The organism is Arthrobacter sp. Y3221160 (genome assembly GCF_059092585.1).
The window spans coordinates 119,400-131,781 of record NZ_JBNHHU010000002.1 but is presented as its reverse complement, the minus strand read 5'-3'; the positions used below and the strand labels follow the sequence as shown (position 1 = coordinate 131,781).

The 12,382-nt window shown below is 66.8% G+C and carries 10 protein-coding genes and 3 tRNA genes; 11 read left to right on the top strand and 2 right to left on the bottom strand.

Annotated features, from left to right (window positions below):
* Positions 1–77 precede the first annotated feature (77 nt).
* From dnaG to AC5RWG_RS13640, 3 genes are all read left to right on the top strand, one after another.
* Complete coding sequence (gene dnaG / locus AC5RWG_RS13650; RefSeq protein WP_494167149.1) at positions 78–2,177, top strand: DNA primase; 2,100 nt, start codon at positions 78–80, stop codon at positions 2,175–2,177.
* An 80-nt stretch (positions 2,178–2,257) separates the two neighbouring features.
* Positions 2,258–2,330: transfer RNA gene (locus tag AC5RWG_RS13645), tRNA-Asn, on the top strand.
* A gap of 121 nt (positions 2,331–2,451) precedes the next feature.
* Positions 2,452–2,524 (top strand) — tRNA-Asn (locus AC5RWG_RS13640).
* A 50-nt stretch (positions 2,525–2,574) separates the two neighbouring features.
* Here the strand turns inward: AC5RWG_RS13640 and AC5RWG_RS13635 are convergent.
* Positions 2,575–3,993 (bottom strand): GH1 family beta-glucosidase, encoded by a 1,419-nt coding sequence (locus tag AC5RWG_RS13635; RefSeq protein ID WP_494026391.1) that lies wholly within the window; start codon positions 3,991–3,993, stop codon positions 2,575–2,577.
* A 207-nt stretch (positions 3,994–4,200) separates the two neighbouring features.
* Here AC5RWG_RS13635 and AC5RWG_RS13630 point away from each other — a divergent pair, with 207 nt between their 5' ends.
* From AC5RWG_RS13630 to AC5RWG_RS13605, 6 genes are all read left to right on the top strand, one after another.
* A complete protein-coding gene (locus AC5RWG_RS13630) occupies positions 4,201–5,133 on the top strand; it encodes a phage holin family protein (protein ID WP_494026390.1) in 933 nt (310 codons plus the stop codon).
* 89 nt (positions 5,134–5,222) lie between these two features.
* Entirely contained in the window at positions 5,223–5,852 is a 630-nt protein-coding gene (locus AC5RWG_RS13625) for a CDP-alcohol phosphatidyltransferase family protein (RefSeq protein WP_494023776.1), read from the top strand.
* Between the two features lie 42 nt (positions 5,853–5,894).
* Complete coding sequence (locus AC5RWG_RS13620) at positions 5,895–6,809, top strand: DMT family transporter (protein ID WP_494002471.1); 915 nt, start codon at positions 5,895–5,897, stop codon at positions 6,807–6,809.
* 52 nt (positions 6,810–6,861) lie between these two features.
* Entirely contained in the window at positions 6,862–8,058 is a 1,197-nt protein-coding gene (locus AC5RWG_RS13615; protein WP_494026389.1) for a glycosyltransferase, read from the top strand.
* Between the two features lie 88 nt (positions 8,059–8,146).
* Positions 8,147–8,220 (top strand) — tRNA-Ile (locus AC5RWG_RS13610).
* Between the two features lie 235 nt (positions 8,221–8,455).
* Positions 8,456–9,646 (top strand): acyl-CoA dehydrogenase family protein, encoded by a 1,191-nt coding sequence (locus AC5RWG_RS13605; RefSeq protein WP_494026388.1) that lies wholly within the window; start codon positions 8,456–8,458, stop codon positions 9,644–9,646.
* Here AC5RWG_RS13605 and AC5RWG_RS13600 read toward each other — a convergent pair.
* A complete protein-coding gene (locus AC5RWG_RS13600) occupies positions 9,643–10,149 on the bottom strand; it encodes a murein hydrolase activator EnvC family protein (protein WP_494026387.1) in 507 nt (168 codons plus the stop codon). The two genes, AC5RWG_RS13605 and AC5RWG_RS13600, sit on opposite strands and share 4 nt — an antisense overlap.
* A 375-nt stretch (positions 10,150–10,524) precedes the next feature.
* Here AC5RWG_RS13600 and rpsB point away from each other — a divergent pair, with 375 nt between their 5' ends.
* Both rpsB and tsf read left to right on the top strand, forming a co-directional pair.
* Positions 10,525–11,409 carry a 30S ribosomal protein S2 gene (gene rpsB / locus AC5RWG_RS13595; RefSeq protein WP_494002468.1) on the top strand — a complete coding sequence of 295 codons (885 nt, stop codon included), beginning with the start codon at positions 10,525–10,527 and terminating at the stop codon, positions 11,407–11,409.
* 117 nt (positions 11,410–11,526) lie between these two features.
* Entirely contained in the window at positions 11,527–12,366 is an 840-nt protein-coding gene (tsf, locus tag AC5RWG_RS13590) for a translation elongation factor Ts (RefSeq protein WP_494002467.1), read from the top strand.
* Positions 12,367–12,382 lie beyond the last annotated feature (16 nt).

Genomic DNA, 12,382 nt, shown 5'->3' with positions numbered 1-12,382 from the left:
GGCGGCTGCACGCGGCGCCTCGACACAGGCCGCCGCGGTTCCGGCGCCGATTTGGCGCGGCTGCATACCATGGGACTATGGCCGGACTCATTAAGCGTGAAGACATCGATGAAGTCCGCCAGCGTACCGACATCAAGGAAGTCATCGACGGCTACGTCACGCTGAAGTCGGCCGGCATCGGGTCATTCAAGGGCCTCTGCCCCTTCCACGACGAGCGGTCGCCGTCGTTCCACGTCCGTCCGCAGGTGGGCACCTACCACTGCTTCGGCTGCGGCGAGGGCGGCGACGTCATCTCCTTCGTGCAGAAGATGGATCACACCACGTTCAGCGAGACCGTGGAGAAACTCGCCCACCGGATCAATTACACGCTCCGGTACGAAGACGGCGGCACCGGCCCCCGCCGGGAAGACGTGGGCAAGCGGCAGCGGCTGCTGGACGCACACAAGGTTGCCGCGGAGTTCTTCCGGGAGCAGCTCCAAAGCCCGGGTGCCGCGACGGCCCGGGAGTTCCTCTCCGGACGGGGCTTCGACCAGGCAGCCGCGGAGCAGTTCGCCGTCGGCTACGCCCCGCAGGGCTGGGACGGCCTGCTCAAGCACCTCAGCGGCCGCGGCTTCACCCAAGACGAACTGCGCATGACCGGCATGTTCTCCGGCGGATCGGACGGATCCGATGGCAGGAACAGCCGGATCTATGACCGTTTCCGCGGCCGGCTCATCTGGCCCATCCGCGACCTGACGGGGGCGACCATAGGATTTGGTGCCCGCAAACTCTTCGAGGACGACCAGGGGCCCAAATACCTCAATACGCCGGAGACGGCGCTCTACAAGAAGTCGCAGGTCCTCTACGGGATCGACCTGGCCAAACGGGACATCGCGCGCAACCGCCAACTGGTGGTCGTGGAGGGTTACACGGACGTGATGGCCTGCCACCTTTCGGGCATCGGGACGGCCGTGGCGACGTGCGGCACGTCCTTCGGCACCGACCACATCAAGATCGCCCGGCGCCTGCTCTCCGATGACGGAACCGGAGGGGAAGTGATCTTCACCTTCGACGGCGACGAGGCGGGCCAGAAGGCCGCGCTGCGCGCCTTCGAGGAAGACCAGCGCTTTGTCGCCCAGACCTACGTAGCCGTCGAGCCGAGCGGCGCGGATCCATGCGACCTGCGGTTGAGCCACGGCGAGGGTGCGGTGCGCGAGTTGATCAGCTCCCGCCGTCCGCTGTTCGAGTTCGCGATCAAGGCCACCTTGAAGAAGTTCAACCTGGACACGGTCGAAGGAAGGGTCCAGGCCCTCCGTGCCGCGGCACCCGTGGTCGCCGAGATCAGGGACCCCGCCATGCGTCCCGGCTACTCGCGCGAGCTCGCCGGCTGGCTGGGCATGGACATCGACGACGTCACCCGGGCGGTGGCCGGGGCCGCTAAACGGGGACAGGAAGCCGGGACGCGGGCGGCGGGCCGCGAGCGGGGCCAGCAGGACCGCGGGCAGGAATCGAACCGCGGCAACCAGCAGCCGCCCGGACCGTACCGGCGCGGCGGCGGGCAGCAGGGCCGGGACGCATGGAATCCGGGAAATCCTTCCCCCCGGCAACAGGACGGCCGGCCTGCCTACGGGCACGCCGCGCAGCACGGCTACGGCCGGGGCGCCGAGGCCGGCGGAGAAACGGACTACGCCCGGGAATCCGGCCAGTACGCGGCACCCCCGGCCTTTCCGCGGCCGGATCTGCGTGATCCCGTGGTCCGCCTGGAACACCAGGCACTGGAAGTGGCCATCCAGCAGCCCGGTCTCCTCGATGCCAACCAGTGGGAACAGTTCATGCAGGCCCGCTTCCTGGCGCCCGTGCACGTGGCCATCCACGGCGCCGTCCGGGCTGCGGGTGTTTCCGGTGCCACACCCTCGCAGTGGGTGGAGACCATCCGCCAGGAGGTCCCGGAGGAGCTGCGCACCTTCGTCTCGGAACTTGCGGTGACCCCGCTGCCTGCACAAAACGACGACGCCCTGCGGCTGTATTGCCGGGGGATCCTGAACCGGCTGCAGGACCTGCAGATCACCCACCTGAAGGCCGACAAGCTGGGCCAGTTGCAACGGATGGATCCAGCGTCCGATCCCGAGAGTTTCCAGCAAATCAACCGTGAACTGATGGAACTGGAAATGCAGCGGCGGGCCCTTCGCGCGGAGTAGGCCGGGCCTTCAATTGGCAAGTTCCGGCCTGCATTGAGTATGCTGTTGGAGGCCAAACCGCCGGTGGCGGATGGCAGCTTTCCCCCGTAGCTCAATTGGCAGAGCATTCGACTGTTAATCGAAGGGTTACTGGTTCGAGTCCAGTCGGGGGAGCGGACAAACACTGGATCCCCGCCTTCTGCAGGAGGCGGGGATCCTGTGCGTTTGGGGGCCATCGGCGCGAGGCCGATTTCGTCTCCGCGCCGCCGTCCTGCTAGAGTTTTACTCGCTTCAATCCCCCGTAGCTCAATTGGCAGAGCATTCGACTGTTAATCGAAGGGTTACTGGTTCGAGTCCAGTCGGGGGAGCTGCAAGGCAAAATCCCGCACCCCGCGCCGGCTGCGGGATTTTTCTTTGGCTAGGCCGAGGCGACCCGGTTGCCGGCGGCGACCTGCGCATACCAGCGGCCGCTGTCCTTGACGGTGCGCTCCAGGGTGGCGTAGTCCACCCGGGTTAGGCCGAAGCGTTTGCTGTAGCCCCAGGCCCACTCGAAGTTGTCCATCAGCGACCAGCCGAAGTAGCCGCGCAGGTCCACGCCGTCCTGGATGGCACGGTGGCACTGCAGGATGTGTGCGCGCAGGAACTCCAGCCGCTGCCGGTCATGCACGGCGCCGTCGGCCGAGACCTCGTCGTCGAAGGCCGCCCCATTCTCGGTGACGAAGAGCGCCGTCCCGGCCGGGCCGCTGTACTCGTGCTGCAAACGGACGAGCAGCCGGTGCAGTCCTTCCGGCTGGATCTCCCAGCCCATCGCCGTCGTGGGCAGCCCGCGGGGAACAGAGCTGACATGGTCGGCCGCGGGGTAGGGCGGCGCCAGCGGACGCTCGACCGGGGCGGCATGCGTGTTTTCCGCGTCCGGGCGGGGGTGCCCGGTCACCGCTTCACCGTGGTAGTAGTTGACGCCCAGCGCCTGGATCCTGGTTCCGATCAGAGCCAGGTCGCCGTCCCGAATCCTGGCTTCCAGTCCGTACGGCCCCACGTCCACCAGAAAATCCGCCGGGTAGGAACCGCGGAAGACGGGGTCCAGAAAGGCGCGGTTGAACTGGCCGTCGATGCGGCGGGCGGCGTCCACATCGACGGGATCCTCCGGATTCAGGGGATCCGCCACCGTGAAGTTCAGGGTGAGGCCCAGCTCTGCGGCCGGATCGCGGCGGCGCAGCTCGTCGGAGGCCAGCCCGTGCGCCAGCAGCAGATGGTGCATGGCCGCCAAGGCCTGCGGCCTCGACTGGATGCCCGGCGCATGGACGCCCGAACCATAGCCGAGGAACGCCGAGCACCATGGCTCGTTGAGCGTGGTCCAGACGCGTACCCGGTCACCGAGCGCCTCATGGACCGCCAGGGCGTATTCCGCAAAGCGGTAGGCGGTGTCCCGGTTCGCCCAGCCGCCGTTCTCCTGCAGCGCCTGCGGCAAATCCCAGTGGTACAGCGTGAGCCAGGGCTTAATGCCCGCCGCGCACAGTTCGTCCACCAGGCGCGAATAGAAATCCAGGCCGGCCGGGTTCACGACCGCGTCGTCCGGTTTGACCCGCGGCCAGGACGTGGAAAACCGGTAGGCACCCAGGTTCAGGGCTGACATCAGCGCGACGTCCTCGCGGTAGCGGCGGTAGTGGTCGCAGGCCCGTTCGCCGGTCTCGCCGCCCACGGTGGCCCCCGGCAGCCGGCAGAAGACATCCCAGATGGAATCGGTGCGGCCGTCGTCCCGGGACGCACCTTCGATTTGGTAGGCGGCCGTCGCGGCGCCCCACAGGAACTGCTTCGGGAATTGCACGACCTTGCTCATCACTGGTCCCTTGCGGAAACGGGCGCGGACACGGGCTGCCTGCCAGCCTAGTTCGCAGGGCAGGTGAACGTAAGCGTTTACTCATATTTTTTGTTCCACAGCCCTCCAGTGAAACTACTCCCTACGGCTGAGGGGCCAGACTGGGGCAGAATGATAATTTGAAGGTGTGGACACTCGCGCACTACCGACAAGATGGAGGCAGAGCCCATGACCGGTCCGGAAAGCCACGGAAGCACCGCAACCGGTGAGAGGACGTCCGGGAGCACCGCAACCGGTGCGGCGACTCCCGGCAGCACCGTCACCGGGTTGCGGCCGCCCGGGAGCGCTGCAGCCCGTGTCGGGCAGCCAGGGAGCACCGCTACCCGCGCCGGGCAGCCAGGCAGCTCCGCCGCCGGCGCCAGGTTGTCGACCGCGGGGCTGGCACGGCTCGCCGGCCAGCTGACCCCCCGCCAGCTTCAGGACGAGTTCTCGCTGGCCCTGCTCGAGCTCAAGGGCAAGGGCACCAAGGCAGGCATTGCCGCCGCGATCCTTGCGGTCGCGTTGGTGTTCCTGGTCCTGATGGCCATCTCCCTCTTGGTCGCCGCAATCATGGGACTGGCCCTCATCATGCCGGCCTGGCTGGCGGCGCTGCTCGTCGCAGCCGTGTTCCTGATCCTCGGCGGTATCCTGGCGCTCATTGGAATCTCGAGGGGCAAGAAGGCCATGCCGCTCCTTCCCGCCGAGGCCATCCGCGGCGTCAAGTACGACGTCGGCGTGTTGCGTGAGGGCAGCAGCTTCAATCCGGCGACACTGGACGAAAAGCCCCGGAAGGAGACCAAGGCGGAAAAGGCGGAGCGCAAGGAACCGCAGGAGCCGGCTCCGACGATGGACGAACTGCGTGCCCGTACCGCGGAACGCCGCGACCATTTGGCGGCAGTCAGGGACGATCTCGGCCGCCGCGTCGACCCCAAGCCCCGTGCGGAGCAGGCCAAGCGCCGGGCGAAGCATGCGGCAGATGCTGCCACGGAACGCCTGGTGGCAGGCGCCGAAGCCGTCAGCGAGGCCGGCCCGGAGCTGAGGGAGCGTTGGAAGCCACTGGCGACGCTGGCGGTTTCGCTGACCGCCATGGGCGTCATGCTCCGGCGGCTGCTGAAAAAATAACCATTACCACCGTCGCACGGCGGCACGGAAGCCGGCTGCAGCGCAGCCGGCTGCCCAGCGTGGAACGACGACTGAGGGGAGGGACGGCGTTGAGGATCATCGGTGCCGGGACGCGGCGCGACTTCGAGTACCGCGAGCTGCACACGTTCTGGACCATCCCGAACCTCATCACCGTCCTGCGTTTCCTTGCGGTGCCGCTATTTGTCTGGCTGATCGCCCGGCACTCGTATGGGGCAGCCACCATCACGCTGGTCGTGCTGGGATCCACGGACTGGGTGGACGGCTACCTCGCCCGCCGCCTCGACCAAATCTCCTCGGTCGGCAAGTGGCTGGACCCGGTGGCCGACCGGCTGGCCCTCATCATCGTGGCCACGACCTTTGTCGCGGCCGGCATCGCCCCGTGGTGGCTGCTGCTGTCCATCATCATCCCCGACGCGATCCTGCTCGTGTTCTCATTGCTCCTGTTCCATGGCAGCCCCGACCTTCCCGTGACACTCATCGGCAAGGTCCGGACGGCCCTGCTGCTGGCAGGCACTCCGCTGCTGCTGCTCCATCGGGTGGAGGGCTTCGGGCACGACTGGCTGCTGACCCTCGCCTACGCCATCCTCGCCGCGGGCTGTGCGGGGCACGTCCTTGCGTGGCTGGGCTACATGCGGGCGGCCTGGGGCAAGTACAAGCGCCGGCGCGAGGCCAGGCAGAACGATCCACTCCATGGTTGACCCGCGCTCCGGGCGGCAACGGACATTTTCTGACGGGACCCCATGGTCTGGTTAGCCATACTCTGTGCCCTGCTCGGTGCCTTCTTCCTCGCCCTCGGCACCCAGCGCCAAGCCAGTGCCGTCCAAGCCAATACGGGCGGCCTGGCGATGAGCGTCGCCGGTTTGCTGCGGATGCTCCGCAATCCCCGCTGGGTCCTGGGACTGCTGCTGTTGGCCGTCGGGATGGGATTGAACGTGTTTGCCTTGGTGAGCGCGCCGTTGACCGTCGTCCAGCCGATCGGCGCCATCGCGTTGGTGATCACCACGATCATCAATTCCAAGGACCAGGGGATCCGGCTGAACCGCGTGACGGTGGTGGCGATCTCAACGTGTGTGGCAGGAAGCGCCGTTTTCGTACTGCTGGCCGTCAACGTCACGGGCGCTAGCCATCGCGTGCGGGCCGAGGAGGAACTCTCAGCGGTCCTGCTGCTGGCCGTCGTCGTTGCCGTCTTCCTCTCGCTGGAACTGATGTTCCGGCACAGGCTGAATGCCTTCGCCTACATTCTGGGAGCCGGCATGTTGTTCGGTTTCGTTGCCGTGCTGGTGAGGATTATCGGCCTGCGGCTGCTGGAGCCGGGCGGCGGTTTCATAGCCAACGTACCGATCTACACGGTCATCGCGGTCGCCGCGGCCGGCGGCCTGGGGGCTTGGTTTGTCCAGAGTGCCTATGCCAGCGGCCCGCCCGATTTGGTCATCGCGGGGCTGACGGTGATCGATCCGCTGGTCGGCATCGCCATCGGCATTTTCATCCTCGGAGAGCTCAGGCCCGACGTCGAACCGGTGTTTGCGATTGGCATGGTGGGGGCAGGTTTGGTTGCTATTGTTGGGGTCATTGCCCTCTCGAGGCACCATCCGGACGTGTTGCAGAAACAGGAAGAAGCCCGGCGCCGGGCCCAAGCCTCGGGCAAGAAACCATAGGGCCGGCGCGATGACCAATACCGTGACCACGAAACAAGGAGTCCTGCCGCAGGTGAGCGACGACATCGGACCGAAACCCCTCAAGATCCTGATTGCAGCCGATACCTACCCGCCGGATGTCAACGGGGCGGCCGTCTTCGGGTACCGGTTGGCCACCGCGATGACCAAGCGCGGACACAGCGTCGACATCATCGCCGGGCGGTATGACAAGGGCCCGACCTTCGTGGAACACCGTGCGGAGGCGACGGTGCACCGGCTCCGCTCACACTCGGTGCCGACGCACGAGACGTGGCGCATCTGCTTTCCCTGGGAGATCAAACGCGACATCAAGCGGATCTTCGATGAGGTCCAGCCGGACGTCGTGCACATCCAGTGCCACTACATGATCGGACAGGCCACCATCGCCGAAGCAGTGCGACGGGGCATCCGCACCATAGCGACCAACCACTTCATGCCGGAGAACCTGGAGCCGTTCCTGCCGTTCCCGCAGTGGTTCCTGGACATCGTCGCGAAGAACTCCTGGCGCGACATGGGCAAGATCATGGGCAAGGCAGCCGTGGTAACGACGCCGACGCCGCTGGCCGCCAAGGCGATGCGTGATCACGCGTTCCTGCACAAGGTGATGCCGCTGTCCAACGGCATCGATGCCGCCGCCTATGAGCTGGCCCCCGGGGAAACGATTGAGAGGCCGGAGCACCCCACGGTGCTGTTTGTGGGCCGGCTGGCGGTGGAAAAGAACGTGGACACGCTGATCGAGGCGCTGGCCATGACGGACCCGGCGCTCAACGTCCATCTGGAGATCATCGGCGACGGCGACGAGCGAAAGAACCTCGAGGCGAGGGTTGCCGCGATGGGGCTTGGGCGCAGGATCGCTTTCCTGGGCCATGTGGACGACGCCGAACTGCGCCGGGCGTACCTGCGCGCGGCTGTGTTCTGCCAGCCCGGAACCGCCGAACTGCAGTCACTGGTGTCCCTGGAAGCGATGTCCGCCAGCAAGCCGGTGGTGCTGGCCAATGCGATGGCCCTGCCGCACCTCGTGGAGGACGGTGTCAACGGCTACCTGTTTGCCCCCCGCGATCCCTCCGACCTGGCGGCCAAGCTCAACGCCGTACTCGGCCAGAGTCCCCAGCGGATCGAGGCCATGGGCGAAGCCAGCCACGCGAAGGCGATGCGGCACGGCATCGACAAGACGATGGACACTTTCGAGCAGCTCTACCGCGGAGCCTCGGCGGACGACTTCCTCGACTAGGCCAACGTGCGCCCGCCGGTCGGGAGGACTTAGTATGTCTAAGGTGCCGGTAACGGTCCCCGCGCTGCGGGGCGCCGCCCGGCAGCGCGGGGCGGTAGCTCAGCCGGTCAGAGCAGAGGACTCATAATCCTTTGGTCGTGGGTTCAAGCCCCACCCGCCCTACGTCGAGAGAAGGCCCCGGACCAGAATGGTCCGGGGCCTTCGTCATGCCGCCCGCCGGACTCCCGCGGGACTCCAGGGATGCGGCTGCCCCGGCACCCCGGCCGAAGCTGCGGCCGCACGCGTTCGGCCGTTGCCCGATGACCGGTTCTGCGCTAAGTTACTGATCAGTAACTTGATCTTCTCCCCGGCGCCTCCTGCCCGGGGCCGCGACCTGTTCACAGAAAAGGAAGCCACTATGGGCCAGCTCGTCATCGATCCGAACGACCTTCCCTACGCCGATGGAGACTTCTACTCGTTCGAGGAGATGCTCTCGGAACCCGAACGCTCGCGGCTGCACGACATCCGCGACTGGCTGGCCAAGGAAGTCCGGCCGATTGCCGTCGACTGCTGGAACCGGGCTGAGTTCCCCCTGGAGATCATCCCGAAACTGGCGGACCTGGACGTGGTCAGCCCGGTCAGGCGGCAGGGATACTCCAACTTGTTCGCCGGCCTCGTCCACGCGGAGTTCACCCGCGCCGACACATCCATCGCCACGTTCCTGGGGGTCCACGACGGCCTGTTCGCCGGATCGATCGAAGTCCTCGCGTCGAAGGAGCAGCAGGAGGCCTGGCTGCCGGACATCTACGCCCTCAAGAAGATCGGCGCTTTCGGACTGACGGAACCGCTCGGCGGCTCCGACGTCGCCGGCGGCACGCGCACCACGGCCCGGCGCGACGGGAACGGCTGGGTGCTGAACGGGGCCAAACGCTGGATTGGCAACGCGACCTTCTCGGACTGGGTCGTCATCTACGCGCGCGACCTGGCCGACAACCAGGTCAAGGGCTTCCTCGTGGACACGGCCACCCCCGGCTATGCCGCGACGAAGATCGAGAACAAGATCAGCCTGCGCACCGTGCAGAACGCGGACATCACCCTGGAAAACGTGGTGGTCCCCGATGATTTCCATCTCAAGGGCGCCAACAGCTTCCGCGACACCAACAAGGTGCTGAAGGTGACGCGGCTTGCCGTAGCCTGGCAGGCGGTGGGGCAGCAGATGGCTGCCTTCGATGTGGCACGGCGCTACGCCGTGGAGCGGCACCAGTTTGGGAAGCCGCTGGCATCGTTCCAGCTGGTGCAGGACCAGCTGGTGCAGATCCTCGGCAACACCGTCGCCTCAATGGGCATGATGGTCCGCCTGGCGCAGCTGGAAGACGCCGGCCAGGCCAAGGACGAGCAGTCCGCTTTGGCCAAGGCGTTCACCACTGCGCGGATGCGTGAAAGTGTGGCCCTGGGCCGCAACATCCTGGGCGGCAACGGCATCGTGGCCGACTACGAAATGGCCAAGATCTTCGCCGACGCCGAGGCCATCTACTCCTACGAGGGAACCCACGAAATCAACTCCCTGGTGGCAGGCCGTGCGATCACCGGCTTGGCGGCGTTCGTCTAGCCATCCGGCACCGGCAGCAATACCGAAGGCCGCAGGTCCATGACGAACTGCAGGGGGTTGACATAAACGTCGCCGCGACGGACGCCCCAATGCAGGCATGCGCAATGGCTGCTCCCGGCAACCGTTCCTACCAAATCGCCCGACGCAACGGTATCGCCGGCCTGCAGTTCGGACGCGACGGCCAGCAGGCTGCTGCGCAGGCCGTTGCCGTGATCGATGGTGACCACCGGCCTGTCGACGACCCGGCCGGAGAAGCTGACCCGGCCGTCGGCGGGGGAGAGGACCGTCGCCCCGCCCGGAACCGCCAGATCGACGCCGCGATGTCCGCCCAACCACGGCTTCGGCGGCGGGTCAAAGCCGCGCACGATGGCGGGTTGCGGGCTGGCGGGCCAGCCCCACGGCGGCGAATAACCGGATCGGCCTGCCGGCTCGGGTGACCCGGCCGCGGCCAGCAGCACAGCAGAGGCCGCGGCGGCGGCCAAGCGCAACACGGACGGCGTCATGCAACCGATCCTCGCCGCTGCCCGTGGTCCGTGCCGCGGCGGCGCGGGACGGTGTGCGCAACCCCTTGGCCCGGCCGGCTGTGGAGGGCGGGAACGCGCAGGAACAGGGTGCCGCCTGTAGTACACTGGACGAAGCAGTTTTCCGTCCATGACCCATGTCCGGACGGAGGCTGACTACGCGTGTCTGAAATCCATCGGCTTGATCTCAGCGATGGAAGTGTGCCCAGGCGGTCCGGGAAACCGGTCCGGGCACATGCGCCGCCGAGCCGGCGGCGCCGACAGACGCCAGGAGCTTAGCCCGCCGGGCGACAAGCTAACAACCGTCTACAGGCAGCAGCCCAGGCCCAGCCCGGTGCTGCCGGAAGGAGTGACGACATGCCAGTCGTTACCATGCGCCAGCTGCTCGACAGCGGCGTACATTTCGGTCACCAGACCCGCCGTTGGAACCCGAAGATGAAGCGCTTCATCTTCACCGAGCGCAACGGCATTTACATCATCGACCTGCAGCAGTCGCTGTCCTACATCGACCGCGCCTACGAGTTCGTTAAGGCCACGGTCGCCCACGGCGGCACCGTCCTGTTCGTCGGCACCAAGAAGCAGGCCCAGGAAGCAATCGCCGAGCAGGCCACCCGTGTCGGCCAGCCGTATGTCAACCAGCGCTGGCTCGGCGGCATGATGACCAACTTCCAGACCGTCTCCAAGCGCATCTCGCGCCTGAAGGAACTCGAAGAAATCAACTTCGACGACGTCGCCGCTTCCGGCCGCACCAAGAAGGAACTGCTGCTGCTGCAGCGCGAGAAGACCAAGCTGGAAACCACGCTGGGCGGCATCCGCAACCTCACCAAGACTCCTTCGGTCATGTGGGTTGTCGACACCAAGAAGGAACACCTCGCCATCGACGAGGCCCAGAAGCTCGGCATCCCCGTGGTGGCCATCCTGGACACCAACTGCGATCCGGACGAAGTCGACTTCCCGATCCCGGGCAACGACGACGCCATCCGCTCCGTCAACCTGCTGACCCGCGTGATCGCCGACGCCGTTGCCGAGGGCCTCATCGCCCGCAACAACCGCGCCGCAGGCAACACCGAAGCGCCGGCCGAGCCGATGGCCGAGTGGGAGCGCGAACTGCTCGAGGGCTCGACAGAGGCCCCCGCCGCCGAAGCTCCGGCCGCCGAAGCTGCCGCTGAGGCCCCTGCCGCTGAGGCCCCCGCCGCCGAGGCCCCGGCTGCCGAAGCACCCGCCGCGGACACCGAGAAGTAAATCCGACTCACCGGGGGCGCCTTGCGCGCCGCCGGACTTCCGCTGGCGGCCCGGCCTGGCTCAGGCTGGCCGCCAGCGGCACCGAACACTACTTAATACGGGAGGACTGGAGTCCAAATGGCGAACTACACCGCTGCTGATATCAAGGCCCTGCGCGAGCGCACCGGCGCCGGCATGATGGATGTCAAGAAGGCCCTGGACGAGGCCAATGGGGATGCCGAGAAGGCCATTGAGCTGATCCGGATCAAGGGACTGAAGGGCGCCACCAAGCGTGAAGGCCGCTCCACCGCCGAAGGCCTGGTGGCCGCCAAGGTCATTGACGGAACCGTCGGCGTCATGATCGAGGTCAACTGCGAGACCGACTTCGTCGCCAAGTCCGCCAAGTTCATCGAACTCGCCGACAAGGTACTGGCCACGGCGGTTGAGTCCGGCGCCGCCGAGCTCGACGCCCTGCTGGCCGCCGACGTCGACGGCAAGCCGCTGGGTGACTTCGTCGTCGAGGAAGGCGCCGTGCTGGGCGAGAAAGTTGTCGTCCGCCGGGTCGCCCGCGTCGAAGGCAAGACCGTCGATGCCTACCTGCACAAGACGTCCAAGGACCTGCCGGCACAGGTCGGCGTCCTCTTCGCCGTCGACGGCGAAGGCGACTCGGCCTTCGAGGCAGCCCACGACATCGCCGTGCACAGCGCGGCCTACGCCCCGGCCTACCTGACCCGCGAAGAGGTCCCGGCCGAGACCGTGGAGAACGAGCGCCGCATCGCCGACGAGACCGCGCGCGCCGAGGGCAAGCCCGAGGCAGCACTCGCCAAGATCGTCGAGGGCCGGCTGAACGGTTTCTTCAAGGAAATCGTGCTGCTGGACCAGCCGTTTGCCAAGGACCCGAAGCAGTCCGTCGGCAAGGTGCTGGAGGCGGCCGGCGTCAACGCCACCGCCATTGCCCGCTTCCGCGTCGGAGCGTAACCTCGGTCGCAACGTT

What these genes read in the sequence shown, in the direction of transcription:
- tsf (WP_494002467.1), top strand. Translation starts at nt 11,527, where the DNA reads ATGGCGAACTACACCGCTGCTGATATCAAGGCCCTGCGCGAGCGCACC.
- AC5RWG_RS13620 (WP_494002471.1), top strand. Translation starts at nt 5,895, where the DNA reads ATGGTCTGGTTAGCCATACTCTGTGCCCTGCTCGGTGCCTTCTTCCTC.
- AC5RWG_RS13635 (WP_494026391.1), bottom strand. Translation starts at nt 3,993, where the DNA reads ATGAGCAAGGTCGTGCAATTCCCGAAGCAGTTCCTGTGGGGCGCCGCG.
- AC5RWG_RS13605 (WP_494026388.1), top strand. Translation starts at nt 8,456, where the DNA reads ATGGGCCAGCTCGTCATCGATCCGAACGACCTTCCCTACGCCGATGGA.
- rpsB (WP_494002468.1), top strand. Translation starts at nt 10,525, where the DNA reads ATGCCAGTCGTTACCATGCGCCAGCTGCTCGACAGCGGCGTACATTTC.
- AC5RWG_RS13630 (WP_494026390.1), top strand. Translation starts at nt 4,201, where the DNA reads ATGACCGGTCCGGAAAGCCACGGAAGCACCGCAACCGGTGAGAGGACG.
- AC5RWG_RS13600 (WP_494026387.1), bottom strand. Translation starts at nt 10,149, where the DNA reads ATGACGCCGTCCGTGTTGCGCTTGGCCGCCGCCGCGGCCTCTGCTGTG.
- dnaG (WP_494167149.1), top strand. Translation starts at nt 78, where the DNA reads ATGGCCGGACTCATTAAGCGTGAAGACATCGATGAAGTCCGCCAGCGT.